26 protein-coding genes and 2 pseudogenes are annotated in these 26,248 nt (G+C 63.1%); 12 read left to right on the top strand and 16 right to left on the bottom strand.

Annotation, left to right across the window (positions count from 1 at the left end):
* Nucleotides 1-1,686: pseudogene (locus AACY45_RS23140) on the top strand (hypothetical protein); the annotation flags it as partial.
* A 196-nt stretch (nt 1,687-1,882) separates the two neighbouring features.
* On the opposite strand, the pseudogene AACY45_RS23145 reads toward AACY45_RS23140, so the two are convergent.
* Both AACY45_RS23145 and AACY45_RS23150 read right to left on the bottom strand, forming a co-directional pair.
* Nucleotides 1,883-2,023, bottom strand: a pseudogene (locus AACY45_RS23145) (hypothetical protein); the annotation flags it as partial.
* Between the two features lie 12 nt (nt 2,024-2,035).
* Entirely contained in the window at nt 2,036-2,506 is a 471-nt protein-coding gene (locus AACY45_RS23150; protein WP_339547557.1) for an Lrp/AsnC family transcriptional regulator, read from the bottom strand.
* A gap of 124 nt (nt 2,507-2,630) precedes the next feature.
* On the opposite strand from AACY45_RS23150, the gene AACY45_RS23155 reads away from it, so the two are divergent.
* Genes AACY45_RS23155 through AACY45_RS23165 form a run of 3 tightly spaced genes read left to right on the top strand, consistent with a single transcriptional unit; the run spans nt 2,631 to nt 7,715 of the window.
* Nucleotides 2,631-3,830, top strand: a complete 1,200-nt coding sequence (locus tag AACY45_RS23155) for a methionine gamma-lyase (RefSeq protein WP_339547558.1) — start codon at nt 2,631-2,633, stop codon at nt 3,828-3,830.
* Nucleotides 3,831-3,842: 12 nt separating this feature from the next.
* Nucleotides 3,843-6,533, top strand: coding sequence for an alpha-ketoglutarate dehydrogenase (gene mdeB, locus AACY45_RS23160; RefSeq protein WP_339547559.1), 2,691 nt, complete (start codon nt 3,843-3,845; stop codon nt 6,531-6,533).
* 48 nt (nt 6,534-6,581) lie between these two features.
* On the top strand, nt 6,582-7,715 hold the full coding sequence (locus AACY45_RS23165; RefSeq protein WP_339547560.1) for a branched-chain amino acid ABC transporter substrate-binding protein: 1,134 nt from the start codon (nt 6,582-6,584) through the stop codon (nt 7,713-7,715).
* 202 nt (nt 7,716-7,917) lie between these two features.
* On the opposite strand, the gene AACY45_RS23170 is transcribed toward AACY45_RS23165, so the two are convergent.
* From AACY45_RS23170 to AACY45_RS23195, 6 genes are all read right to left on the bottom strand, one after another.
* Entirely contained in the window at nt 7,918-8,934 is a 1,017-nt protein-coding gene (locus tag AACY45_RS23170) for a succinylglutamate desuccinylase/aspartoacylase domain-containing protein (protein ID WP_339547561.1), read from the bottom strand.
* 18 nt (nt 8,935-8,952) lie between these two features.
* The gene (locus tag AACY45_RS23175; protein ID WP_339547562.1) at nt 8,953-9,924 is read right to left on the bottom strand and encodes a DMT family transporter; all 972 of its coding nucleotides are present in this window, start codon (nt 9,922-9,924) and stop codon (nt 8,953-8,955) included.
* Complete coding sequence (locus AACY45_RS23180) at nt 9,924-10,622, bottom strand: ABC transporter permease (RefSeq protein ID WP_339547563.1); 699 nt, start codon at nt 10,620-10,622, stop codon at nt 9,924-9,926. The genes AACY45_RS23175 and AACY45_RS23180 overlap by 1 nt, the downstream gene beginning before the upstream one ends.
* Before the next feature lie 5 nt (nt 10,623-10,627).
* Nucleotides 10,628-11,341, bottom strand: a complete 714-nt coding sequence (locus AACY45_RS23185; protein ID WP_339547565.1) for an ABC transporter permease — start codon at nt 11,339-11,341, stop codon at nt 10,628-10,630.
* A 225-nt stretch (nt 11,342-11,566) separates the two neighbouring features.
* A complete protein-coding gene (locus AACY45_RS23190; protein WP_339547566.1) occupies nt 11,567-12,349 on the bottom strand; it encodes a transporter substrate-binding domain-containing protein in 783 nt (260 codons plus the stop codon).
* Between the two features lie 27 nt (nt 12,350-12,376).
* Nucleotides 12,377-13,138, bottom strand: coding sequence for an ABC transporter ATP-binding protein (locus AACY45_RS23195; RefSeq protein WP_166591787.1), 762 nt, complete (start codon nt 13,136-13,138; stop codon nt 12,377-12,379).
* Between the two features lie 401 nt (nt 13,139-13,539).
* Between AACY45_RS23195 and AACY45_RS23200 the strand changes: the two genes are divergently transcribed.
* Nucleotides 13,540-14,586 carry an ornithine cyclodeaminase gene (locus AACY45_RS23200; protein WP_339547567.1) on the top strand — a complete coding sequence of 349 codons (1,047 nt, stop codon included), beginning with the start codon at nt 13,540-13,542 and terminating at the stop codon, nt 14,584-14,586.
* Nucleotides 14,587-14,602: 16 nt separating this feature from the next.
* Here AACY45_RS23200 and AACY45_RS23205 read toward each other — a convergent pair whose 3' ends face one another.
* Nucleotides 14,603-15,601, bottom strand: a complete 999-nt coding sequence (locus tag AACY45_RS23205; RefSeq protein WP_339547568.1) for a bile acid:sodium symporter family protein — start codon at nt 15,599-15,601, stop codon at nt 14,603-14,605.
* Nucleotides 15,602-15,684: 83 nt separating this feature from the next.
* Here AACY45_RS23205 and AACY45_RS23210 point away from each other — a divergent pair, with 83 nt between their 5' ends.
* The 3 genes from AACY45_RS23210 (at nt 15,685) to AACY45_RS23220 (ending at nt 17,685) form a co-directional block, all read left to right on the top strand.
* On the top strand, nt 15,685-16,473 hold the full coding sequence (locus AACY45_RS23210; RefSeq protein WP_339547569.1) for an AraC family transcriptional regulator: 789 nt from the start codon (nt 15,685-15,687) through the stop codon (nt 16,471-16,473).
* A gap of 136 nt (nt 16,474-16,609) precedes the next feature.
* Nucleotides 16,610-17,215 carry an SCO family protein gene (locus AACY45_RS23215; RefSeq protein WP_339547570.1) on the top strand — a complete coding sequence of 202 codons (606 nt, stop codon included), beginning with the start codon at nt 16,610-16,612 and terminating at the stop codon, nt 17,213-17,215.
* Nucleotides 17,215-17,685, top strand: a complete 471-nt coding sequence (locus tag AACY45_RS23220) for a copper chaperone PCu(A)C (RefSeq protein ID WP_339547571.1) — start codon at nt 17,215-17,217, stop codon at nt 17,683-17,685. Before AACY45_RS23215 ends, AACY45_RS23220 begins: the two co-directional genes overlap by 1 nt.
* A gap of 1 nt (nt 17,686) precedes the next feature.
* On the opposite strand, the gene AACY45_RS23225 is transcribed toward AACY45_RS23220, so the two are convergent.
* Nucleotides 17,687-18,016, bottom strand: a complete 330-nt coding sequence (locus tag AACY45_RS23225) for a DHCW motif cupin fold protein (protein WP_339547572.1) — start codon at nt 18,014-18,016, stop codon at nt 17,687-17,689.
* Nucleotides 18,017-18,248: 232 nt separating this feature from the next.
* Here AACY45_RS23225 and AACY45_RS23230 point away from each other — a divergent pair, with 232 nt between their 5' ends.
* Both AACY45_RS23230 and yghX read left to right on the top strand, forming a co-directional pair.
* On the top strand, nt 18,249-18,758 hold the full coding sequence (locus tag AACY45_RS23230; RefSeq protein ID WP_339547574.1) for a MaoC family dehydratase: 510 nt from the start codon (nt 18,249-18,251) through the stop codon (nt 18,756-18,758).
* A gap of 62 nt (nt 18,759-18,820) precedes the next feature.
* Nucleotides 18,821-19,708 (top strand): YghX family hydrolase, encoded by an 888-nt coding sequence (gene yghX, locus AACY45_RS23235; RefSeq protein ID WP_339547575.1) that lies wholly within the window; start codon nt 18,821-18,823, stop codon nt 19,706-19,708.
* Between the two features lie 620 nt (nt 19,709-20,328).
* Here the strand turns inward: yghX and AACY45_RS23240 are convergent.
* The 4 genes from AACY45_RS23240 to AACY45_RS23255 form a co-directional block, all read right to left on the bottom strand.
* A complete protein-coding gene (locus AACY45_RS23240) occupies nt 20,329-20,529 on the bottom strand; it encodes a DUF1289 domain-containing protein (RefSeq protein WP_339547576.1) in 201 nt (66 codons plus the stop codon).
* Nucleotides 20,530-20,532: 3 nt separating this feature from the next.
* Nucleotides 20,533-20,847 (bottom strand): hypothetical protein, encoded by a 315-nt coding sequence (locus tag AACY45_RS23245; protein ID WP_339547577.1) that lies wholly within the window; start codon nt 20,845-20,847, stop codon nt 20,533-20,535.
* Between the two features lie 270 nt (nt 20,848-21,117).
* Nucleotides 21,118-22,764, bottom strand: coding sequence for a malate dehydrogenase (quinone) (mqo, locus tag AACY45_RS23250; protein ID WP_339547578.1), 1,647 nt, complete (start codon nt 22,762-22,764; stop codon nt 21,118-21,120).
* A gap of 455 nt (nt 22,765-23,219) precedes the next feature.
* Nucleotides 23,220-23,843, bottom strand: a complete 624-nt coding sequence (locus AACY45_RS23255; RefSeq protein ID WP_339547579.1) for a cell wall hydrolase — start codon at nt 23,841-23,843, stop codon at nt 23,220-23,222.
* 152 nt (nt 23,844-23,995) lie between these two features.
* On the opposite strand from AACY45_RS23255, the gene AACY45_RS23260 reads away from it, so the two are divergent.
* A complete protein-coding gene (locus tag AACY45_RS23260) occupies nt 23,996-24,850 on the top strand; it encodes a CAP domain-containing protein (RefSeq protein WP_339547580.1) in 855 nt (284 codons plus the stop codon).
* A 51-nt stretch (nt 24,851-24,901) separates the two neighbouring features.
* On the opposite strand, the gene AACY45_RS23265 is transcribed toward AACY45_RS23260, so the two are convergent.
* Both AACY45_RS23265 and AACY45_RS23270 read right to left on the bottom strand, forming a co-directional pair.
* Nucleotides 24,902-25,117 carry a hypothetical protein gene (locus AACY45_RS23265; RefSeq protein WP_339547581.1) on the bottom strand — a complete coding sequence of 72 codons (216 nt, stop codon included), beginning with the start codon at nt 25,115-25,117 and terminating at the stop codon, nt 24,902-24,904.
* 68 nt (nt 25,118-25,185) lie between these two features.
* Nucleotides 25,186-25,389 (bottom strand): hypothetical protein, encoded by a 204-nt coding sequence (locus tag AACY45_RS23270; RefSeq protein WP_339547582.1) that lies wholly within the window; start codon nt 25,387-25,389, stop codon nt 25,186-25,188.
* 171 nt (nt 25,390-25,560) lie between these two features.
* Between AACY45_RS23270 and AACY45_RS23275 the strand changes: the two genes are divergently transcribed.
* A complete protein-coding gene (locus AACY45_RS23275) occupies nt 25,561-26,214 on the top strand; it encodes a peroxiredoxin (protein ID WP_339547584.1) in 654 nt (217 codons plus the stop codon).
* Nucleotides 26,215-26,248: the final 34 nt, after the last annotated feature.

Raw genomic sequence — 26,248 nt, forward strand, 5'->3', positions numbered from 1 at the left:
ACGCTCACCTTCAAGGCCGCGCTGGATAAAAGCAACAAGGTCGAAAATGCGCTGGTGTTCCCGAACCAGGTTTACACCATCAAGGCCATTGAGTTGGTCACCCCTACGATTACCTCGGTCAAAGGCTCGTCCAGCGGCGTCGAGATTGCCCACAACGGCTTCACTGTCGAGACCGCCGTGACCCTCACCGGCACGGCCAGTAAAGGCCAGAAGGTCGATATCCTCGATGGCACCGTTTCCAAAGACCAACCGACTGCCAACGCGACAACGGGCATCTGGACCACCACCAAGGTCATCACCGACCTGAACGTCGCCACCCACAATTTCACCGCCAAGGCCCTGTATGGCCCGGGCGCCTCATCGACCGCCAGGGTCGTGAACGTGACGGCCGTCGTTGCGCCCACCATCAGCTCGGTGAAGGACGCCAAGGGGGTCGAGATTGCCCACAACGGCTACACTGTCGAGACCGCCGTGACCCTTACCGGCACGGCCAGTAAAGGCCAGAAGGTCGATATCCTCGATGGCACCGTTTCCAAAGACCAACCGACTGCCAACGCGACAACGGGCATCTGGACCACCACCAAGGTCATCACCGGCCTGAACGTCACCACCCACAGTTTCACCGCCAAGGCCCTGTATGGCCCGGGCGCCTCATCGACCGCCAGGGTCGTGAACGTGACGGCCGTCGTTGCGCCCACCATCAGCTCGGTGAAGGACGCCAAGGGGATCGAGATTCCTCAAGGAGAGACTACCGTCGAGACCACGATCACCCTGACAGGCAGCGCCAGCAAAGGGCGGAAAGTCGATGTGCTCGACGGCGGGGTCTCCAAAGGCCAGCCTACGGCTAACGCGAGCACGGGAGTCTGGACCTTGCAGGTTACTGCACTGAGCGTGACGACCCACAGTTTCATCGCCAAGGCCCTGTATGGCCCGGGCGCCTCATCGACCGCCAGGGTCGTGAACGTGACGGCCGTCGTTGCGCCCACCATCAGTTCAGTGAAGGACGCCAAGGGGGCCGAAATTCCTCAAGGAGAGACCACCGTCGAGACCACGATCACCCTGACAGGCAGCGCCAGCAAAGGGCGGAAAGTCGATGTGCTCGACGGCGGGGTCTCCAAAGGCCAGCCTACGGCTAACGCGAGCACGGGAGTCTGGACCTTGCAGGTTACTGCACTGAGTGTGACGACCCACAGCTTTACCGCCAAAGCCTTGTATGGCAGTGGGCAAGTATCAGCACCGAGAGTACTCACGGTGATCGAGGAAACGATCGAGGATTTCGAGTCGATACGCTTAGGATCATTTACAAGTATTAAAGATCGTCCACTCATGGATTTTACTGCGGGTAACGTTACCAGAATGCCGGAAATTTCTACCACCACACTTCCGCATTTCTCTGGCCGTGCTTTGTATATGTTGAAAGGCAGCGTTGTGCATGTAGACTTCAAAAAGTATGTAGGGCGCGTCAGATTTTCGGCATGGGTCAGCCACTGGGACTCGCGTATTGGAATTATGGTTCAATACAAAAATGGAACATTGACCAATCATGCATGGCCGAATGGGCAGTCTGGTGTAATACAGGTATATGGAGCTGATCGGGGAGGTATCCTCCGGCTTCATATTTACCCGCCTACAGCAGCGAACGGGGGGACAGCGTATATAGATAATATTGAGGTTTTTGACAGTTAACGCCGATTACTAAGTAATAAGCAGAGCGCCCAGTAGTCGGTCTCAGATCAAGGTTAAAAGCCCCCTCTGAGAGGTGAGGAGGCTAGTCAGTTAACCTGCCGGTGCCAATATCACAAACAACCCGGTCCTATACCAGTATCTACAATGGCGCTTCCACGAGAAAACATGGGAGCGAGTATTGTAAGAGAAGTTGTTCTCAGCGCTCCTCATGCCACCTGCGCACCACCTTCATCACCGGCACAAACAGCACCGCCAATGTCGCGGTGATCATCCCGCCAATCACCCCGACGTTGGCCTGCTGGCTCGCCGGGCTGGCAGCACCAGGGGCCGTTGACAAGACTCGCCCCCCTCACCCCAACACCGGAATCACCCGCGACGGTTTCACCGACTTAAACGAAAAACTCGAATAAATCTCCTTCACCGCCGGCAAGGTCTGCAGCACTTCGCGGGCGAATTCGCCGAAGGACTCCAGGTCCTTGGCCACCACTTCCAGCAGGAAATCATAGCGCCCGGAGACGTTGTGGCAAGCGACGATTTCCGGGATCTGCAGCAGCCGCTGTTCAAACGTGCGGGCCATTTCCTGGCTGTGGGATTCCATCATCACGCTGACAAACGCAGTCACGCCGTAGCCCAGGGCCTTGGGCGAGAGGATGGCCTGGTAGCCGGTGATCACCCCGCTTTCCTCGAGGATTTTCACCCGGCGCCAGCACGGTGAAGTGGTCAGGGCCACCTGGTCGGCCAGTTCGGCGGTGGTCAGGCGGGCGTTGCCTTGCAGGGCGATCAGCAGGGCTTTGTCGGTACGATCCAGACCAGGGGGCATGTCTTGCCTCTTTCACTTGTTTTTATGGGCATTCATTCCAATTGACCGTTTATTTGCGGGCAAATTTGGAATTTATCGCGTTGAATTTGAGCATAGCATTGTAGGAAATCAGGGAGCGTCAACCATGAACAATAAAAACAACGAACTTGGCTTTTCTACCCGTGCGATCCACCACGGCTACAACCCGCTGGACAACCAGGGGGCGTTGATCCCGCCGATCTACCTGACGTCCACCTTCACCTTCCCCACTGCCGAATACGGTGCCGGCTGTTTTGCCGGCGAACAGCCCGGGCATTTCTACACGCGGATTTCCAACCCGACCCTGGCCTTGCTGGAGTCGCGCATGGCGACCCTGGAAAACGGCGAGGCGGCAGTGGCGTTCAGCTCCGGCATGGGCGCGATTGCCGCAACCCTCTGGACCTTGCTGCGCCCGGCTGACGAGATCATCGTCGACCGCACCCTGTATGGCTGCACCTTCGCCCTGCTGCACCACGGCATCGGCGAGTTCGGGGTCAAGGTGCGGCATGTCGACCTGTCCAACCTCAGTGAGTTGCGCGCAGCGATCAGCCCAGCCACGCGGATGATCTACTGCGAAACACCGGCCAACCCGACCATGCAACTGGTGGACATCGCCGCCGTGGCCGAGATCTCCCGGCAGCACCCGCAGGTCACCCTGGTGGTGGACAACACCTATTGCACCCCTTACCTGCAACGCCCGCTGGAACTGGGCGCGGACGTGGTGGTGCACTCGGCCACCAAATACCTCAGCGGCCATGGCGATATCACCGCCGGCATCGTGGTCAGCAGCCAGGCGCTGGCCGACCGGATCCGCTTGCAGGGCCTCAAGGACCTGACCGGCGCAGTGATGTCGCCCCAGGATGCCTTCCTGCTGATGCGCGGGCTCAAGACCCTGGCCCTGCGCATGGAGCGCCATTGCAGCAACGCCCAGGTGATCGCCGAATATCTGCAGGCACACCCGGCAGTCGAATGGGTGACCTACCCGGGCCTTGCCTCTTTTACCCAGCACGAACTGGCCTCGCGGCAGATGAAATTGCCCGGCGGCATGATCGCCTTCGAACTCAAGGGTGGCCTGGTCGACGGCCGGCGCTTCATGAACGCCCTGCAACTGTTCAGCCGCGCAGTCAGCCTGGGGGACGCCGAGTCCCTGGCCCAGCACCCGGCCAGCATGACCCACTCCACCTACTCCCCGGAGCAACGCGCCGAACACGGTATTTCCGAAGGACTGGTACGCTTGTCGGTGGGCCTGGAGGACATCGCCGACCTGCTGGCCGACGTCACCCAGGCCCTCGACGCTTGCGCCTGAGGGAGGCCAACGATGACTACGCCCGTCCCGCTTCATGAGGGCACGCCCTGCGCCCAGGATGACGACCCGCAAGAAACCCGCGAATGGCTCGACGCCCTGGCCTCGACCCTCGCCGCCTGTGGCCCTGCCCGCGCCCGCTACCTGCTCAAGCGCCTGGAAGAATACGCCGGCGAACACGGCATCAACCGCGACGCCCAGGCCTTTTCCGCCTACCGCAACACCCTGTCGCTGGAGCAACAGGGCACCTACCCCGGTGACCTGCTGCTGGAAGAACGCATCACCGGCCTGCTGCGCTGGAACGCCCTGGCCATGGTGGTCCGGGCCAACCATGCCTACGGTGAACTGGGCGGCCATATCGCCAGTTACGCCTCGGCAGCAGAAATCTTCGAGGTGGGGTTCCAGCACTTTTTCCGTGGCGATGGCGACGCTGACCAACGCAACGCCGACCTGGTGTTTTTCCAGCCGCACTCGGCACCCGGGGTCTATGCCCGGGCCTTTCTCGAAGGGCGCCTGAGCGAGGAACAACTGGCCAACTACCGCCAGGAAATCAACGGCCCCGGGCTGTGTTCCTACCCTCACCCGTGGTTGATGCCGGACTTCTGGCAGTTCCCCACCGGCTCCATGGGCATTGGCCCGATCAGCGCGGTGTACCAGGCGCGGTTCATGCGCTACCTGCAACACCGCGAGCTGCTGCAGACCGAAGGCCGTCATGTCTGGGGGGTGTTTGGCGACGGCGAGATGGACGAGCCCGAGTCCATCGCCGGCCTGTCCCTGGCCGCCCGCGAGCAACTGGACAACCTGACCTTTATCGTCAACTGCAACCTGCAACGCTTGGATGGCCCGGTGCGCGGCAACGGCCAGATCATCCAGGAGCTCGAAGCACTGTTCGCCGGCGCCGGCTGGAACGTGATCAAGGTGCTGTGGGGCTCGGAGTGGGATGCGCTGTTTGCCCGCGACACCGACAACGTGTTGCTCAAGCGCCTGGCAGCCACCCCGGACGGCGAATACCAGACCCTCGGCGCCCATGACGGCGCCTATAACCTGGAGCACTTCTTCCAGAAGGACCCACAGGTAAGGCGCCTGGTGGAACACATGAGCGTCGAGGAGATCAACGGCCTGAAACGCGGCGGCCACGACTTGCGCAAACTGCACGCCGCCTTCGCCGCCGCCAAGGCCTGCAAGGGCCGGCCGACGGTGATCCTGGCCAAGACCAAAAAGGGCTATGGCATCGGCGCGGCCGGCGAGTCGCGGATGACCGCGCACCAGGCGAAAAAACTGGATGTCGCCGCCCTGCTGGCGTTCCGCGACCGCTTCCACCTGCCGCTGTCGGACCAGGATGTGGAGCAGTTGCGCTTCTACCGTCCGCCCGAGGACAGCGCCGAGATGCGCTACCTGCGCGCCCGACGCCAGGCCTTGGGCGGTCCGCTGCCGGCGCGCAAGAGCACTGCGCCGCAGATCCCGGTGCCGGCGCTGGTGCTGTCCGGCGGTTTCGCCCTCAAGGCCGAGGGCAAGGAAATGTCCACCACCATGGCCGCCGTGCGCCTGCTGACCGCCTGGCTCAAGGCGCCAGAGCTGGGGCCGCGAGTGGTACCGATCGTCGCCGATGAAGCGCGCACCTTCGGCATGGCCAGCCTGTTCCGGCAGATTGGTATTTACTCGCCCCACGGCCAGTTGTACGAACCGGAAGACAGCGGCTCGATCCTCTCCTACCGGGAGTCACGCAATGGCCAGTTGCTCGAAGAAGGCATCACCGAGGCCGGCGCCCTGTCCTCCTGGGTGGCGGCCGCGACCTCCTATTCCGTGCACGGCGTGCCGATGCTGCCGGTGTACATCTACTACTCGATGTTCGGCTTCCAGCGGGTCGGCGACCTGATCTGGGCCGCCGCCGACCAGCGCTCCCGGGGCATTTTGCTCGGCGCCACGGCGGGCCGTACCACCCTCGGTGGCGAAGGCCTGCAACACCAGGACGGCTCCAGCCTGGTGATGGCGGCGATGGTGCCCAACTGCCGCGCGTGGGACCCGTGTTTTGCCGGGGAACTGGCGGTGATCCTCGACCACGCGGCCCGGCGCCTGCTGGAACAACAGTGCGACGAGTTTCACTACGTCGCGGTGATGAACGAAAACTACCCGCAGCCGAGTCTCGACGACAGCCTGCACGCCGATGTCCTGCGTGGCCTGTATCGCTATTCGCGCAGTGGTGCCGATCCGTCGCCGATTCGCCTGCGCCTGGTGGGCTCGGGCGCCATATTGCGCGAGGTGATCGCTGCCAGCGAGTTGCTCGCCAATGACTGGGGGATTCACACCGACGTGTTCAGCGCCACCAGCTTCAGCGAACTGGCGCGCGAGGCCCGCGAGGTCGAGCGCGACAACCGCCTGCACACTGGCGAGCCGCGCAGCAGCCATCTGCAGCAACAGCTGGGCGGTCGCCAACCGATCATTGCCGCCAGTGACTACGTACGTGCCTGGCCGCAATTGATCGGCCAATACCTGGAGGCGCCCTTCACCGCCCTGGGCACCGACGGGTTTGGCCGCAGCGACAATCGGGCCAACCTGCGGCAGTTCTTTGAGGTGGATCAGCACAGCATTGTCCTGGCCGGATTAAAAAGTCTGGTGGACCATGATGGCCTCGACGCTGGCATACTCACCGAGGCGATCAGCCGCTACCGCCCCGATCCATCGCGCAGCGCGCCCTGGGATCGCTGAATCAACTGCAAGACCTTTATGAGTCATTACCCACAGGAGTGGAACACCATGAGTCGTATCAATAAAAAAACCACCCAACTGCTCAGCGCCATGATCCTTGCCGGCCTGTCCTGCCATGCCCTGGCTGACGACACCATCCGCATCGGTATCGCCGGGCCGAAAACCGGCCCGGTGGCGCAGTACGGTGACATGCAGTTCAGCGGTGCCCGCATGGCCATCGAGCAGATCAACGCCCGTGGCGGCGTCGATGGCAAACAGCTGGTGGCCGTGGAATACGACGATGCCTGCGACCCCAAGCAGGCGGTGGCGGTGGCCAACAAAGTGGTCAACGACGGCATCAAGTACGTGGTCGGGCACCTGTGCTCCAGCTCCACCCAGCCGGCGTCGGATATCTATGAAGACGAAGGCATCGTGATGATCACCCCGGCCGCGACCAGCCCGGAACTGACCGCTCGCGGCTACAAGATGATCTTCCGCACCATCGGCCTGGACAACGCCCAGGGCCCGGCGGCGGCGCGCTACATCGTCGGCCTGAAACCGGCCAATGTCGCGGTGCTGCACGACAAGCAGCAGTACGGTGAAGGCATCGCCACCTCGGTGCGCGATATCCTCGGCAAGGAAGGCATCAAGGTGGCGATGTTCGAAGGCATCAACGTCGGCGAACGCGACTACTCCTCGATCCTGACCAAGCTCAAGCAGGCTAATGTCGACTTCGTGTACTTCGGCGGCTACCACCCGGAAATGGGCCTGCTGTTGCGCCAGGCCAAGGAAAAAGGCCTCAGCGCCCGCTTCATGGGCCCGGAGGGCGTGGGTAACGACTCGATCTCGCAGATCGCCAAGGACGCGGCCGAAGGCATGCTGGTAACCCTGCCGAAATCTTTCGACCAGGACCCGGCCAACCAAGCGCTGGTGGCGGCCTTCACCGCCAAACAGGAAAACCCCAGCGGCCCGTTCGTGCTGCCAACCTACTCGGCGGTGGACGTGATTGCCGGCGCGATCGTCGCGGCCAAGAGCGAAGACCCGGAAAAAGTCGCCGCCGCGATCCACAGCGGCACCTTCAAGACCCCCACTGGCGACCTGAGCTTCGACGAGAAAGGCGACCTCAAGGACTTCAAGTTCGTGGTCTACGAATGGCACTACGGCAAGCCAAAGACCGAAGCCGAGCAAAGCGCCGGACTCTGACGCTTTGCCGATCAGTTGAGCAATTTGCGCAGCCCTTGTAGCAACTGCCGAGCCCGCGAGGCTGCGTTCGAGGACGCAGTCCTCGCCGGGTTGCTATAAGCTCCTTGGCGTCTGCTTCGCAGCCGAACGCAACCTCGCGGGCTCGGCAGCTGCTACAGATTCCTGTTATCGCTTAACTGATCGGCATTAGGCACCGCTTGCCTTAATTGGGGTCCAACAACCCACCGTGCCAGTTACGCGACACCTGGCTGCCGGTGAACTTCGCGACCACCGTGCCCTGGGCCACCAGGCGGTCCCGATGGCGGGTGACCATCCGCCCGGCCTGTTCGGCCAACAACACCACCTCGGAAGACGGATCACCCGGGCGCGCGATAATTCGCGCAAATCGCTGCCCTTGCTCGACGAAATCCCCCAGCGCCTTCTCAAACACCAGCACCCCCGGCTGCGGCGCCAGGATGGTTTCCATCTGACCCATGTCCATGGCCTCGACAGGCCAGTCCACAGGCTCACGCGCCTCATCGATGACCCCATGGCCACACAACCAGGCATACAGGCCCTCGGCGTCCTGCGCGGCATCGGCATCGCTGACATCGCCCTGCCCGCGCAGCTCCAGGGTCGCGGCCATTTGCCGCTCGTTCACGCCTGCACGCAGCCAGGGGGTGATCAGGGTTTCTTCGAAAGAACCGTCACCGCCGTCATCCCAGATGATCGCTACGTCCATGCGCATCGCCGCCGCCAGCGCGCGGCCGTGGGGCCAGAAACTGCGGTGCAGGTAGAGGTATGGCAGGGCTTCGTCGTCGGTGTGCAAGTCCAGCACCACGTCGGCGCCGGAGGCCAGTTGCACCAAGCTTTTTTGCCAGTGCTGGACCACGGTCGACGGCTGCGCCATCGCCGCTGACTGGTCGAAACCACGGTTGAAATTGTGCCCCGTGGCCTCGTGGAACCGCCCGAGAATCCGCCCCTGGCGAAACTGCCCGATGCCCAGCGGGTTGGCCTGGGGCACCACGCTCACCGAGCCCTTGAGCCGGCCCGCGGCTTCGGCCCGGGCCAACTTGGGCATCAGCAGGTGCAGCACCAGCATGCCGGCGATTTCATCGGCGTGGACCCCGGCCTGCAGGTGCACGGTCGGGCCGCGGCCATCGCCGGCGAAACGCCAGGCACCGACCCGCACCGGGTCGCCGTTATTGTTCGGCACACTGAATGAAATATCCTCGGCCATCCCCCTGTCCTCCCCTGTTCATGGCTGTTGCTCAACGGATTGCCGGTCGCGCACGGCCTGCTCCTGGGTCGCTGGCGGATACAACGGCTGCGAGACCGAACACTCAGCGCCGACCACCTCTTGGGAGCCATGCCGACCGAAGATCATCGCCAGGGTGCCGCTGACCGCAATCAACCCGGCGCCGATAATCAGCGAGCCGTCCAGCAATGTGCCCCAGACCAGGCTCGACAGGGCAAAGGCCCAGATCAGCCCGGTGTATTCAAACGGTGCGAGCAAGGTCGCGGTGGCCCGCTGGAAGCTGGCGAACAGCAGGAACTGGCCGATCCCGCCCACCAACCCCGCCGCGAGCATGCCCAGCCAGGCCGGGGTCGGCACCGGAGTGTGGGTCCAGGGCAGCGCCACCAGCATGCACAGCACAAACACCCCATTGGTGATCAGCATCTGCTCCAGCACCGAGGTTTGCTCATCGACCTGGCGCAATTGGATATAAGTGAAGGCCCAGCACATCGCGGCCAGCAGGGTCAGCACCACCGGCCAGGGGTCCTGGATCTGGGTCGGGCGGCAGGCGATCACCACCCCGACAAAACCGATGATCAGGCTCAGCCACTGCCAGGCGTTGGCGCGCTCCTTGAGCATCACCGCCGCCAGCACCGTGACCATGATGGGCGCCGAGAAATACAAGGTGGTCATCTCCGCCAGCGTCAGGTCGCGGGCGGCGGTGTAATACAGCAGCCAGGCGACGATCGACAGCAGGCCGCGCACCACCAGCAAGCGCCGGCTCGGCGATCGCCAGGCCCGTTGCACCAGTTGCAGGCGGCCCACCAGCACGCAGGCGACGACCACCACCAGGCTGCGCCAGAACAGGATGCTGACCACCGAATAATCAGCCACCAGCCACTTGATGCCAGCGTCCTGCAGGGCCAGGAAGGCGTAACCCAGGGTACACAGGCCGATACCTTGCAATGAGCGGTCGACCCGCGAGTTGCTCATCAGACCGACCTGCGCACGGGGGTGCCACGACGTTCGGCAAAGGCAAATAGCGCCTCGATCAGGAACGTCAGGCAGACGTACACCAGGGCCACCAGCAGCAACGGCTCATACACCTGCAGGGTCTGGGCGCGGACGACGTTGGCCGCGCCCAGCAGGTCGATCACCGCGATGGTCGAGGCCAGCGCCGTGGACTTGAGCAGCATCACGCACTCCCCGGCCAGGGTCGGCAGCAGCAGGCGCATCGCCCGGGGCAGGCGCACCCGCAGCAGCGCCTGGCGCGCCGTCATGCCAAAAGCCGAGGCCGCTTCCATCTCGCCCTTGGGCACCGCCAGCAGGCCGCCGCGAATCACTTCACCGACATAGGCCCCCACCGACAGCACCAGGGCGAACACGATGTACCAGTAGCCATCGCGCAGGTAAGGCCAGAGGAAGCTGGCGCGCAGCAGTGGGAACTGGGCAAACAGGCTGCCCAGGCCGTAGTAGAAAATGTAGATCTGGATCAGCAGCGGCGTTCCGCGCCACAGGCTGGTGTAGAACAGGCTGGCCTTGGCCAGCAGGCGGTTTTTCGAGATCCGCGCCAGCGCCACCAGCACCGCCAGGACGAAGCCCAACACACTGGCGAGCAGCAGGATGCTGATGGTGGTCTGCAACCCTCGGCCCAACAGGGCGGCGTACTCGATTATCCACGCTGCTATCATGTGATTCACTCAGCCAATGGCATCCAGCGACGAATGCGTCGCTCCAGCCGTCCCGACAGGTAGTTGGACAGTAGCGTCACCGCGTAATACAGCGCGGCGGCGGTGAGGTAGAACAGCAGGTAGTGGCGGGTCGAGCCAGCGCCCTGCTTGGCCGTGTACAGCAACTCGTTGGTGCCGACCACGCTGATCAGGGCGCTGTCCTTGATCAGGTTGATCCACAGGTTGGCCATCCCGGCCATCGCATAGGGCGCCATGATCGGCAGGGTGACCCGGCGGAACAGGCCAAAGCCGCTGAGGCCGAAGGCTCTTCCCGCCTCGATCAGGCCAAACGGAATGGCCTGGATCGCCGCGCGGAAAATCTCCGAGGCGTACGCCCCCTGCACCAGCCCCAGGACCAGAATTGCCGCCAGTGGCCCGCTGACGTCTAGCGCGTCGTAGCCCATGCGCGCCATGAGGGCGTTGAGCAGCATCGAACCGACGTAGTACAGCAGCAGGATCAACAGCAATTCCGGGATCGCGCGGAACAAGGTGGTGTAGCCGCGCATCAAGGCCGCAATCGGTTTCGGCGCGCCCAGCTTGAGGCAGGCCACCACCAGGCCGATCAACAACCCGACCACGAAGGCCCCGGCGGATATCTGCAGGGTCATCCACAACCCACGCAACAAGGCCCCACCCCATCCCTGTTCGCTGAAGCCGATCAATTCGAACATTGCAGGCATTTCACTCTCCGGTTAGCGGATGTCCAACCCTTGTGGGAGCAGTTCAAAGACCGGGCTCACAGAATCAGCATGTGCACCGCTGCATCCCTTGTGGGAGCTGGCCTGCCAGCGATGGCGGCCTCAGCCACGGCGCACAATCCAAAGGCCTCATCGCGAGCAGGCTCGCTCCCACAAGGGGTGGGTGGTTGCAGATTGCGCCTACACCCACGGCGATCCGGTTCGTCGTCAGAAGGCTGGTTTTACGCTGGTTCCGAAGTAGTGTTGCGACAGGTCATCGTAGTCCTTGCTCGCCAGCAGAGTCTGGATCGCCTGGTCCAGGCGTGCCTTGAGTGCGGCGTCGTCCTTGCGCAGGCCGGCGCCGACGCCCTTGCCGAAGATCGGGTCGTACGGCACGGTACTCAGGTAGGCGAGGTCCTTGGCGTCGGTCGTCTTGACGAACTCGGTCATGGCGGTGCCGTCGGCCATCATCAGGTCGATGCGCCCGGCGATCAGGTCGGCGTTGGCCGAGTCCTGGGTGTCGTAGTACTTCACCTCGGCGATTTTTTCGTATTTGGCCTTCAGGTAGCTGGCGCTGACGGTGGAGTTCTGCACGCCGATGATCTTGCCCTTGAGGTCATCCGGGTACTTGCTCACCGAGCTGCCCTTGGGCCCTACCACAGCGATCGCCGAATCGTAGTAGGCCTTGCTGAAAGCGATCTGTTTCTCGCGTTCGGCGGTGACTGACATCGAGGAAAAAATCACGTCGATCTTCTTCGCCAGCAGCGAAGGAATGATGCCGTCCCACGCCACTTCCTTGATCTCGCACTCGGCCTTCATTTCGCTGCACAGCTTGTGGATCAGGTCGACTTCAAAGCCCTTCCACTCACCGTTGGCCTGCTTCTCGGTGTACGGCGGATAGGGTTCGGCTGCCACCGCGAACCTGATCGGCTGAGCCTGCGCGGCGCTCATGCCAGCCAGCATCACGCAGGCCACACCCGTCAACCAGTTTGCCAAACGTCGATTTGCCATGATGTTTCCCCGTCTTGTTATTGTGTTTTAGCGAGTCTGATGAGCGTTGACGAACTGCCGGCAACGCTCGCTGCGTGGGTGTACAAACACTTGGTCCGGCGTACCGCTTTCCTCGATCAGTCCCTGGTGCAGGAAGGCGACGTTGGATGAGACATCTCGGGCGAAGGCCATCTCGTGGGTCACCAGGATCATGGTCCGGCCTTCTTCGGCGAGCGAGCGGATCACCCGCAGCACTTCGCCCACCAACTCCGGGTCGAGGGCCGAAGTCGGTTCATCGAACAGCATGACTTTGGGCCGCATGGCCAGGGCCCGGGCGATGGCCACCCGCTGCTGTTGGCCGCCGGAAAGAAACGCCGGGTACTCGTTGCGCTTGGCCGCCAGCCCCACCCGTTCGAGCAGGGCTTCAGCGCGTTCGGTGGCTTCGGCCCGGCTCTCGCGCAGGACCTGGGTCGGCGCCTCGATCAGATTCTCCAGCACCGTGCGATGGGGCCAGAGATTGAAGTTCTGGAACACCATGCCCAGGCTCGAGCGAATCCGCACCAGTTGCCTGGCGTCGGACACCAGCGGCGCACCGGGACGGGAATGGTTGAGGCGGATGCTTTCACCGTCCACCAGGACGCGCCCCTGGTCCGGCACTTCGAGCATGTTGATGCAGCGCAGCAAGGTGCTTTTGCCCGAGCCACTGGCGCCGATCAGCGACACCACTTCGCCTTCGCGGGCCGTCAGCGAGACGCCCTTGAGCACCTCGATATTGCCGAAACGTTTATGCAGGCGATCGACTTCGATCATCGTCCGGGCTGCCTGAGGAATCTCCCCAACGTCAGCATCCGGGCCTGGGATTCGCTCTACCAAGGGTGAAAACCGCATGCCAGTGCCTCGTTCGAAGAGAGGAAAGCCAAGCCCGCAACCAGCCGGGAACAGAAGGTGCGCTCAACATAGTTCAAGCTGAACAGTCGTTCAACAGAAAACTCAGTGGGGTTCGCGTTCGATGCCAACAAGTCGTTTTCACGACAGTCCGGGCGCTTTCCCGATGCTCACAGCCGATTCGGCTGTGATCCCGGGGTATTCAACCGCAACCGCTGCGCCATGGCCACGGATTGGCCGAGATAGGCCGGCGCTTACCCCGACAATGGCGCTATGGCCAACCGCCGCATCTCCCCCCCTCAAACGCTAATAAAAAAGGTACGCCCATGACCCGCTACGTTGATGTCAATGACCTGAGCCGCCTCGTCCAGGCCAAAGGCCTGACCTGCTGCCTGACTGAAATGGCCGAGTACATCCGCCAGGATTACCTGCGCTGGGACGACTTCGAGAAATGTGCCCGCCTGGCCAATCACTCGCCCGAGGGCGTGATCGAGTTGATGCCGGTGTCGGATGCCGCGCTGTACGCCTTCAAGTACGTCAACGGCCACCCGAAAAACACCCACAACGGCCTGCTGACGGTCATGGCCTTTGGCGCGCTGGGGGATGTCGATACGGGCAAGCCGGTGCTGCTCAGCGAGATGACCCTGACCACCGCCCTTCGCACCGCCGCCACGTCCGCCCTGGCCGCACGCTACCTGGCCCGGCCGGACAGCCGGCGCATGGCGCTGATCGGCAACGGCTCGCAAAGTGAATTCCAGGCCCTGGCATTTCACACCCTGCTGGGCATCGACGAACTGAGCCTGTACGACATCGACCCGGCCGCCAGCGCCAAACTGCAGGCCAACCTGAGTGCCTACCCGGCCCTCAAGATCACGATTGCCGCCAGTGTCGCCGATGCGGTGCGCGGCGCCGACATCGTCACTACTGTGACCGCCGACAAGGCCTACGCCACCATCCTCACCCCGCAGATGATCGAACCGGGCATGCACCTCAATGCCGTGGGCGGCGACTGCCCTGGCAAGACCGAGTTGCACCGCGACATCGTCGAGCGGGCCCGGGTGATCGTCGAGTACGAACCGCAAAGCCGCATCGAGGGTGAGATCCAGCAGATGCCTGCGGATTCGCCGGTGGTCGAGTTCTGGAAAGTCGTCAACGGCCAGGAACAGGCCCGACGACACGCCGACGAAGTCACCCTGTTCGACTCCGTAGGCTTCGCCCTTGAGGATTACTCAGCCCTGCGCTACGTGCTGGACGTGGCCAAGGCCCTGGACATCGGCAGTGAGATTGAACTGGTGCCGACGCTGCAGGACCCGAAAAACCTGTTCGCCTTGCTGCAGCCGCCTGTGGCCGCCGCCCACTTGCGTCGGGCCTGAGCAATCGGCCCGCGGTTCAGGGATCGACCTGGCCCATCAGTTCGGCCACCGTCTCCGGGCGTTTGGCATACCGCTGGGCCAGCACGGCACAGACCATCAGTTGAATCTGGTGGAACAGCATCAGCGGCAGGATCAACAGGCCGATGGTGCTGCCGGCGAACAGCACCTGGGCCATCGGCACGCCGGTGGCCAGGCTCTTCTTCGAACCGCAGAACACAATAGTGATGCGGTCTTCCTGATTGAAACCAAAGGCTTTGCCCAGCAGCGTCGCCGCGATCAACACCAGCGCCAGGACGATGCAGCAAGCCAGCACCAGGCCCGCCAGTTCCCACAGCGGAATCTGCTGCCAGAGCCCTTCGCTCACCGCCTCGCTGAAGGCGCCGTAGACCACCAGCAGAATCGAGCCCTGATCGACAAACTTCAGCCAATGCTGGTTGCGCCCCACCCAGGCACCGACCCAGCGGCGCGCGATCTGCCCGGCCACAAACGGCAGCAGCAACTGCAGGCTGATCTTGAGGATGGCATCGAGGGTCGAGCCGCCCTCGCCGTGCACATTCAGGAGCAAGGCCACCAGCAAGGGCGTGAGGAAGATCCCGAACAGGCTGGACGCCGCCGCACTGCAGATGGCCGCTGGAATGTTGCCCCGCGCCAGGGAGGTAAAGGCAATCGCCGACTGCACCGTGGCCGGCAACGCGCAAAGGTAGAGCATGCCCATGTACAAGTCGTTGCCGACCATCGGTGAGAGCAGCGGCTTGAGCGCCAGGCCCAGCAACGGGAACAGCACAAAGGTCAGGCCGAACACCAGCAGGTGCAGGCGCCAGTGGCCGGCCCCGGCGATGATCGACTCACGGGACAGTTTGGCCCCATGGAGGAAAAACAGCAGGGCAATCGCGCCGTTGGTCAGCCAGCCAAAGCCGACCGCGACCTGGCCGCTGACGGGCAGCAGGCTGGCCAGGAGCACCACGCCGATCAGGGTCAGGGTGAAGTTGTCGGGCAGGAAACGGGGGCGGGTCATCGGGATCATCCGGGGGTTGCCAAGAACGTAGCGGCGACTCTAACGTGACTGCGTATGACCGACTAACGCCAAAGAGCCAGCAGATGCCGCCTAAAGGACATGACCAGAGCTACCGACGCAGTGTGCCCGGGCTGCCCAGCCTGCCACGACCGGTCTACGGGCGCACCGAATCGCTGCCCAATCGCGCCCTGACCCGCCGCCACAGCCATCCCTGGGTGCAGTTGTCCTACGCCATTCAAGGGGTGCTTGAGGTGCAGACCAGCGCCGGACGCTTCGTCGCGCCGCCGCAACGGGCCGTGTGGATCCCCGCCGGTGTGCCGCACCGGGTGTTCAGCTCGCCGCGCACGGAAATGCGCAGCCTGTACCTCGATTGCAGCGTCACCGCCTGGGGCCAGGCGCGATGCCACGTGCTCGGGGTCAGCGACCTGTTGCGCGAACTGATCCGCCGCTTCAGCCAAATGCCCGTGGAGTACCAGGCGGACGGCGCCCAGGGTCGACTGGTCCAGGTTCTGCTCGACCAGTTGGCCGAGGCGCCGCAGATCGACCTGATGTTGCCCCTGCCCCAGGACAGCCGCCTGCAGAAAATCTACCAGAGCCTGCAACTGCACCCCGAGCAAGCAACCACCCTGGGCCACTGGAGCGAAAAATTCGCGGTCACCGAGAAGACCCTCAGCCGCTTGTTCCTGCGCGATACCGGCCTGACTTTCCGCGCCTGGCGCCAGCGCTTGCGCCTGCTCGGCGCGCTGACCCCACTGGAACAGGGCGAGCGCGTCACCGACGTGGCGCTGGCCTGCGGCTACGACTCGACCTCGGCCTTCATCGCCGCCTTCCGCCAGCAGTTCGGCGCCACACCTGGGGAGTTCTTTCCCTGAGCGCACGAGGGCCGGGCTGCGACCAATTGTCCCGAAGCCGGCACCCATCGCCGCGATTTTGATAGGATGCTGCCCTTTCACGGTGACCCCCCTGCCAGGTCAACTCGACTGCCAGGTGGCCAAAGGGCGTTGACGCATGAGTGTTTTGATGAATCGCCGCAAGGTGATTGCAGGGATGGGGCTGTTGGGCCTGGGGCTGCTGACCGGCTGCGACACCCGCGGCCAGCTGTCGTACAAATACGGCAAGGACCTGAGTGACAAGATCCTGGGGCGCACCTTCAAGTTGAAAGACACCCATGGCGATGTGCAAACCCTGTCGAGCTTTCGCGGGATGATGCCGATGGTGTTCTTCGGGTTCACCCAATGCCCGGCGATCTGCCCCACGACGCTTGCGCGTGCGGCGAACATCAAGAAGCTGATGGGCAAGGATGGCGACCGCCTGCAGGTGATCTTCATTACCCTGGACCCGGAACGGGACACCCCGCAAGTACTCGACGCCTACGTCAAGGCCTTCGACCCGTCGTTTGTCGCGCTGTACGGCAGCCTCGAAGAAACCGCCGCCACGGCCAAAGAGTTCGACGTGTTCTTCGAGAAGGTCCCCAGCGGCTCGACCTACACCCTGTCCCACACCGCCACCAGTTATGTTTACGACTCCCGGGGCACCCTGCGCCTTGGGTTGTCCCAGTCACTTTCGGCACAAGAGTGTACGGAAGACCTGCTCACTGTCATGGAGGTCTGCTAATGACCGCATCGTTCGCCAAAAGCCGTATCAAACAGTTGGTCCTGGGTGTTTCCCTGTTGGGCCTGGCCTTGCAGGTCTCGGCCCAGACCCAGGTCGATGACGCCTGGGTTCGCGCCACCGTCGCCGGGCAGCAGGCCACCGGGGCGTTCATGACCCTGACCGCCAGCACCGACAGCAAGCTGCTGGCCGTGCAATCACCCGCGGCGAAGCTCGTCCAGGTGCATCAGTCGACCATGAAGAACGACGTGATGAGCATGCAACCGGTGGAGTCCGTCGCCCTGCCTGCCGGCAAGGCGGTATCATTCGATCCCCACGGCTACCACGTGATGCTGATCGACCTGGTGGCCCAGGTGCAGGAAGGCGACACCGTGCCGCTGACCTTGATCGTTGAAAACGCCAAGGGCGAAAAAGAGTCGGTTGAGGTCCAGGCCCCGGTGCGGGCACTGAACATGGCCGACCATAAGATGTAAGTCAGTCGACCACGAACAGCTTTGCCCCCAGGGCAGTGGAGGAACGGTGCCCTTCTGCATCGTTGCCCACCTGATAGCTCATGCCCGGCGTCAGGGTGAACTGGCGCCCGTCTTCCAGTTCGGTGAGCAACTCCCCTTCCAGGCACAACAGGATATGCCCACGCCAGCACCAGTGATCGGCCAGGTAGCCCGGGCTGTACTCCACCATTCGCACCCGCGTCGACGCAAACTGGCAGGTCCGCCAATACGCCGTACCCGTTTGCCCCTCGTGCCGAGTGGGTTCGATGGTTGACCAATCGGTGGTGCCGAAGGGAATGTTTGTCAGGTCCATGGGAGCCTCCTGGAGCACAGTTGATCGGCGCAAACTACCCATCCGCCAGGACCCGCGATAGACACAGATGAGCTGCATTTGCGCGATACAGGCGTCGCGGGGTCTGATGGCGGTGTGCAAGGGTGCCGACGTCGCGTGTACATTAGGGGGTGATGGATGTGCTCGTTGACGCACGCCAACCCGCCGCTTATTGATAGGCTGCGCCGATCACCACAATAAAAAGGACGACTCCGTGACCAGCCTCAGACAGCGTGCCGCCCAGGGCCTGAAGGTGGGCGACAGCTTCACCCTCAGCCGTCTCTTCAGTGAAACCGACATCCAGGACTTCGCGAAAATATCCCGGGACTACAACCCGGTGCATTGTGATCCCCACTTCGCCGAGTCCCGGCGCTTTCGCGCGCCGGTGTCCCACGGTCTGCTCACCGCCAGCCTGCTCACCGAAATCGGTGGGCAGATCGGTTGGCTGGCGGCCGGCATGACGTTCGACTTCAAGAAGCCGGTGTATGCCGGCGACCGCATCACCTGTCACTGGGTCATCACCGAGATCACCGACAACGACCGGGCCACGGCGACAGTGACCATGACCAACGAAGACGGGATTGTCGTACTGCTGGCCCATACTCGCGGCATCCTGCCGGGGACAAACGAGCGCAAAATCCTCACGCGGATGCTGGCCGAAGGCGACCCCAGCAACGGCGCGCGTGAAGCCTGCGCCGTGGCGGCGCCTGCTATGCTGCTCTGACGCCGCGACAGCTCGATTCCCTGCTGCTGGGGTCCGCCAACGATTTTCACGGGAGCGCACAGATGGACCGTCTCACTGCGAAAGACTTTGCCCCTGAACTGCTGGAACTCTACGACTACTACGCCCATGGGCGGATCAACCGACGCCAGTTCCTCGATCGTGCCGCGCTATTCACCTTCGCCGGCATGAACGCCAGCGCCCTGCTCGCGGCCCTGAGCCCCAACTATGCGCTGGCCGAACAGGTGGCCTTTACTGACCCTGAAATCCTCGCCGAGTACATCACCTACCCCTCGCCCAAGGGCCATGGTGACGTTCGCGGGTACCTGGTGCGCCCAGCCAAGGCCAGCGGCAAGCTGCCGAGTGTGGTGGTGGTGCATGAGAATCGCGGGCTCAACCCTTATATCGAGGATGTCGCTCGGCGCCTGGGCAAGGCCGGGTTCCTCACCCTGGCACCCGATGGCCTGAGTTCGGTGGGCGGTTATCCGGGCAACGATGACAAGGGTCGCGAGCTGCAGGCGAAGGTCGACCCGGCGAAACTGATGAACGATTTTTTCGCCGCCATCGAGTGGCTGACGAAGCATGACGCCAGCAACGGCAAAGTCGGGATGACCGGCTTCTGCTATGGCGGTGGGGTGTCCAATGCCGCGGCGGTGGCCTACCCGGAACTGGCGGCGGCCGTGCCCTTTTACGGCCGCCAGCCCGACGCCAAGGATGTACCCCGCATCAAGGCGCCGCTGCTGTTGCACTACGGCGAACTGGACAAGGCGATCAACCAAGGCTGGCCGGCCTATGAGCAAGCCCTGAAGGCCAATGGCAAAACCTATGAAGCCTACATCTACCCAGGCGCCAACCACGGCTTCCACAACGACTCGACCCCACGCTACGACAAGGACGCCGCCGAACTGGCCTGGAGCAGGACCCTGGCGTGGTTCAAGCGATACCTGGTCTAGAGGCTGCCCGAGATGTGAATGTGCGAGCAAACCTGCTAGCGATGGCCTGGAGAACGCCGCGCTCATCCTGAGTGCCTGCGTCATCGTTGACGATTATCGCGAGCAAGCCGCAAGCGGGCCGGGCGGCGCTCCGCTTGCAGGGGATGGCGGTGTGTCAGAGGCCATAAATGTGGCTGTGCCGGCCCTATCGCGGGCAAGCGGAGCGCCGCCCGGCCCGCTCCCACAGAGGTACTCCAACGAAAAAAAGCAGGCCGGCCGGTAGGCCGCCTCGCCCGCCCTTACCACTCAGGCCGACCGGCAGGTCGCCGTGCTCTGGCTTTTGATCTTGATCTTGATCCACCCGCCCCATCGGCAGGCTGAGCGGAGGTGTCCATCAGGGGGGAGGCGCGTAGCGCCGTGCGGCGAAGCCGCATACATCGAGAGGAGGTGCAGCGAAGCAAACCGGAGGCGATGCCCCCTGATGGGCACCGTAGCGAAGGAACCCCGAGCCCTAGCGAGGGGCCGTACGCCAGGGGCAAAGACCTTTGGTTACTTTGGGGCGTTTGCCAAAGTGACCCGCCGTAAGGGCGGAACCAATAGCCGCCGTTACCGCAACAACGGATATGCCCAAAAAGCCCAGATCAAAAGATCGTAGCCTTGAGCAAGTTGGGTTTTTTAAGCTTCTTCAAGCGCAGCGTTGCCCTGTGCACCGCCGCCATTTTTTCCGGGCGCTTCATGCGTTTCCATTGGCGGATGTCATCCTTGGTCCGACCACAGCTGACACACAGCTCGCCGCTCAACTGGCAGACGGCGATGCACGGATTCTCGATGTCCTTGGCCATGGCTCAGCCCCGCAGCGCTTCGCAGGCGAACTGTACATGTGCCGCGACTTGCTGGATTGGCACCTCGGCCTCCCGCAATGCCACGGCCGTCAGTTCAAGCATGCGCTCGCCCTCCCCGCTGGCCAGCGCTCGATCCAGCTGGGCCTGGGCCTGGAATACCCAGGTCACCCGCAAGCTGGCGGGGAACCGTTGATAATCGACCTCGTGGGTCAACCAGCAGAAGCCGACGATCTCGGCCTTGGCCGTTTCGCAGGCCTCGGTCAGGGTGGCGATCAGGCGGCGCTCGATGTGCGCCTGTTCGCGTTTGCTCAGTGCCATGGGGGTTCCTTGAATGACGGGCGGCCAAAGCGCCCATCATACGTGACCGGCGCCCACTCAGCGGCCGCTGGTGACGGTGGTCCACAGGCGGGTGGCCTGGCGCATGGTCCGCTCGCGACCTCCGACCCGAGGCAGGAAGGCCCCGCAACCGGACGTCTCGAAGCTTGGCGGGGTCGTGCACGGCCAAAAAAAAGCCCAGCGCTAGGGCTGGGCTTTTGCACATCGATTCAAACCCTGCCCCCTCAAACGTGTTGAGGGGGACTCAAGGTTTTACAGCGCCATGTCGGCCGCTGGGTTGCTCGGCACAGGCTTGGCCGGGGCTGCCGGGGTTGCAGCTGGCGCCAGGGCCGGATTGATGGCCGGCGGAGGATCCAGTTGCAGGACCTCGCTGGTGTAAGCCCATTCCTGGGCGACACGGGCTGGATCATCGTTGAGCTTGGTACCGTAGCTCGGCACGATCTGGTGCAGTTTTTCCTGCCAGGCCGGGGTCGCGACCTTGTCCTTGAAGACCTTCTCCAGCACGCTGAGCATGATCGGTGCGGCGGTCGATGCGCCGGGCGATGCGCCCAGCAAACCAGCGATGCTGCCGTCTTGCGACGCCACGATCTCGGTGCCCAACTTCAGCACGCCGCCCTTCTCTTCGTCACGCTTGATGATCTGCACACGCTGACCGGCCTGCCACAGACGCCAGTCTTCAGCCTTGGCGTTCGGGAAGTATTCCTTCAGGGCGTTCATGCGGTCGGCGTCCGACAGCATCAACTGACCGGCCAGGTATTCAACCAGTGGGTACTGCTCGATGCCCACCTTGGTCATTGGCCAGAAGTTGTGAGTGGTGGTGCTGGTCAGCAGATCGAAGTACGAGCCTTCCTTGAGGAACTTGGTGGAGAAGGTCGCGAACGGGCCAAACAGGATCACGCGCTTGCCATCCAGCACACGGGTGTCCAGGTGCGGAACCGACATCGGCGGTGCGCCAACCGACGCCTTGCCGTAGGCCTTGGCCAGGTGCTGCTGGGCAATGGTCGGGTTCTCGGTGACCAGGAACGAACCACCCACCGGGAAACCGGCATATTCCTTGGCTTCCGGGATACCGGACTTCTGCAGCAGGTGCAGGGCACCGCCACCAGCGCCGATGAACACGAACTTGGCGTCGGTCTGGGTTTCGCTACCGTCTTTCAGGTTCTTGTAGGACACACGCCAGGTGCCGTCCTCGTTGCGCGTGATGTCTTCGACTTCGCTCGACACCTTCAGGGAGAAGTTCGGCTTGGTCTGCAGGTAACCGGCGAACTGGCGGGTGATCTCGCCGAAGTTCACGTCGGTGCCCAGGGGCGACCAGGTGGCGGCGATCTTCTGGTTCGGATCGCGGCCTTCCATCATCAGCGGGACCCATTGCTTGATCTGGGCCGGGTCTTCGGAGTACTGCATGCCCGCGAACAGCGGGCTGGCCTGCAGGGCTTCGTAGCGCTTCTTGAGGAACTTGATGTTGTCCTCACCCCACACAAAGCTCATGTGCGGCGTGGAGTTGATGAACGAACGCGGGTCCTTCAGGACACCGTTCTTGACCTGCCAGGCCCAGAACTGACGGGAAATCTGGAAGGCTTCATTGATTTCAATGGCCTTGGGGATTTCGACCTTGCCGTTCTTGTCTTCCGGCGTGTAGTTCAGCTCAGCCAGGGCGGAGTGGCCGGTACCGGCGTTGTTCCAGCCGTTGGAGCTTTCCAGGGCGACGCCATCGAGACGCTCGACCATCTCCATCGACAGGCCAGGCTCGAGTTCGTTGAGCCAGACACCCAGGGTGGAACTCATGATGCCGCCACCGATCAGCAGCACATCGACTTTTTTGGTTTCAGCTGCATGCACAGGCATCAGGGCCATCGACATGGCCAGGCCAAGTAGCCCCTTGTTCATTTTTTTTAACATTCGGTAATACCTAGGATAGAACGCCATTCACCCCCGCTCATGATCATGAGGCGCCCTGGCTGGCAACATGCGCTGGCGCACGCCGTCGAACCCCGCACTCAGGAAGACCGGTGGGTGAACATATAAGGCCGACAAACACTGTCGACTTCACGTTTAGGCCCCTCCCGCGCTGACTTTCTTGTAAGTCATTGGCTTCAGCTACATGGGTGACACTAATTTCGGATACAACATCAAGCGCAGTGATTAAACAGAGTAGACCCGCTTGCTCAACTACGCCCGTCAACCGCTTCGCGGCACTCACACCCAACGCCTGAAGACGCCGGATGCCCATGATCCCCGAGGCCGCGAGCCTCCGTGCCGCGGCATTCTACCTCAGGTGCGGCGCTCAACGAACCCGCAAAACCGCTTGATTACCGCCTGAAACGGGCAGGGGGGAAAACCGTTTACATTGCCCCTTACTGCGCCGTGCCATTACGCGGTTTATAGAACAGAAAACTACCGGTCTCGGCGGTCTTGATGTATTGGCGCGACCAGTCGGGCTTCACATTGCGATCATGGAAATACAAGGCCCCCAGGGTGCGGTCCTTGAGTTGCTGGTTGAGCGCCTTGCGCGCGATCTCCTTGGCCTCGGTGTACTCGCCCTCCTCCCGGACCTGATCCGAGCGCCCGTCGCACCACCAGGAGAACTGGCAGGCGCGGGTCTCGACGCCCTGCTTGACCACGCCACACACGGTGTCGGGAAAACCGCGATGGCCCAGGCGGTTCATCACCACGCTGGCCACCGCTTCCATGTCGGCCGTGGAGATACCTTTTGCCTCCCAGTAGATCGTCCGGGACAGGCAGGTGATGGCATCGTCCAGCGGCGCCTTGCCGGCCGGATCGACCACCTGCACCTCGCTGGGGGTGATGGCCTGGGCCTTGGGCACCGGGGCCGTCCCGGCCTTGTCGACGACTTTCTGCTCAAGGAGCTCGGCCTTGTCCTCGACTACCGCGGCCGGCTTTTGCTGACCTTCGGCCGCGACCGCCTGGCTCCCCAGGAGCACGAATACCAGAGCACAGACCCTCCAGATGCAACGCATGAGCGCACCCTGCTGATAGATTGGCGACAGCCCCAAACAGTCGACACGGCGGCCGATTGACAGGCGTAAGCGTAGCTGCGAAGTAAAAACCCGTTGCGCGACCCGGGGCAAGATCGCGCATCATGTGCCCAGTCAGTTCAAGGGAGACCTTCATGCGCGTCCTGTCATCCGTTTTGCGTCTTGCCACGTTGTCGCTGGCCTTAGGTTTTGCCAACAGCGCGGCGGCCACCGAGGAAAGCCAATTGGTGGACTCGATCAACGCCTATCGCAGCCAGATCCAGCGCTGCGCCGGCCAGGCCGCCGGCGAACTGCCCCCACTGGCGGCCGACCCACGACTGGTGCTGTCCCCCGACAGCAACCTCGGCGACCTGCAACAGGCCATGGCCCGCGCGGCTTATCCGATGGTCAACGTGCAGGCGATCACCCTCAAGGGTCCACTCAACGCCCAGGCTGCGATGAAAGCGGTGCAGGAAAGTTTTTGCCAGGTGGTGCTCGACCCGCAGTTCATCGACATCGGGGTCAGCCGCGCTGGCCCGGCATGGCGCATTGTACTGGCGCGGCCACTGCTGAGCGGGCGCCTGGGTGACTGGCAGGCCGAAGGCCAGAAACTGCTGGAACTGATCAACAGCGCCCGCGCCCAGGCGCGCCAGTGTGGCACCCAGGCGTTCACCGCCACCACGCCCCTGGCCTGGAACGCCACGCTCGCCACCGCTGCCCTGGATCACACCCGGTCCATGGCCAACAACAACTACTTCGATCACAAGGACCGCGACGGCCGCACACCCGGCGACCGCGCAGAACTGGCGGGCTACAGCGGACAATGGGTCGGCGAAAATATCGCCGCCGGACAGGACACCCCGCGCAAAGTGCTCGACGGCTGGCTGACCAGCCCCGGGCACTGCGCTAACCTGATGAACCCGCAATTCAGCGAGCTGGGCGCGGCCTATGCCGTCGACCCGAAAAGTGATGCGGGCATCTACTGGACGAGCCTGTTCGGCGCGCCATAACCCCCTCGACAGCTGCTACAGGCCCCTATACGGGGCGATCCGAGCACATTCCTAACGCCGGTCGTCGGACAACGGCGATGGCTCGTTGGGCCCTGGTACCTGTGGGTTGGCGCCGGGCGCATCCGGGTCCATTGGGCGCTCGACATCCGTGTCCTGGTCCTGGCGATCGGCATCGCCATTGACGTTGGGGTCGGTCACCGGGTCGTGTTGCCGGGCCGGATCCGGTGGATCGCTGGGGCCGGGTTCGTTCGGGGTAAACATGGACATTATCGTGTACCTCATTCAAGACACCTGGGGGCCATCAGGACCTGCCAGGCGTGCGGTTCAAATGCAGATCAGTCATTGGGCAGCGGCATCTCCTTGTCGCTGGGAATGCCATCGCCCTCGCTGGGTTCGTTCCAGTCTTCAGGCCGCGCTGGGGTCACGACATCGGGACGCGCCAGCGGATCGGACAACCGTGGATCGTCCTCCGATGCCGGGTCGACAGAGGATGGATCATCGTCCAGGGGTTCGTCCTGGAAACTCGAGTCAGTAGACATAGTCACCTCACCGATTGAGGTCCAGAAAGCCTGGGCCGTACTTGTTGGAAGGCGTCCGTGCGCCGGGGTGCGGGCCAGGTGACGAACGGTTTGCGGGTGCCAGGCCAGGCGGCAAATCCCGACTAGGCTGAGTCAGGCTTGCTTCTATTCACACGACACCAGGAGACTCCCATGGCATTGCGCATCAACGACCTCGTCCCCGACTTCAGCGCCGACACGGACCAGGGCCCGATCCAGTTCCATGACTGGATCGGCTCGGGCTGGGCGATTCTGTTTTCTCATCCCAAGGACTTCACCCCGGTGTGCACCACCGAGTTCGGCGCCGTGGCGCAACTGGCCGCCGAGTGGGCCAAGCGCGGCACCCAGGTGATCGGCGTGTCCGTGGACAGCGCCGACTCGCACACGAAGTGGAAGGCCGACATCGAAGGCTTCTGCCGCGCCAAGGCCGACTTCCCGATCATTGCCGACGAAGGCCTGGCCGTGTCCAAGGCATTCGACATGCTGCCGGCCGAGGCCTACCTGCCCGATGGCCGGACGGCGGCCGACACCGCCACGGTGCGCTCGGTGTTCATCATCGGCCCGGACAAGAAACTCAAGTTGTCGATGACCTACCCGATGTCCGTCGGGCGCAACTTTGCCGAGGTGCTGCGCGCCCTGGATGCCCTTCAACTGACCTACAACGTACCCCTGGCGACACCGGCCAACTGGCACGCGGGCCAGGATGTGATCGTCGCCCTGGCACTCAACGATGAACAGGCCCGGGACCAGTACGGCAGCCTGGACATCCATCTGCCGTATCTGCGCACCACGTCGGCGCCGAAGTAAGGGCTACCGACAAACGCCCGGGCCGTGGCGACGG

Source organism: Pseudomonas sp. RA_35y_Pfl2_P32 (assembly GCF_963970735.1).
Lineage (GTDB): Bacteria > Pseudomonadota > Gammaproteobacteria > Pseudomonadales > Pseudomonadaceae > Aquipseudomonas.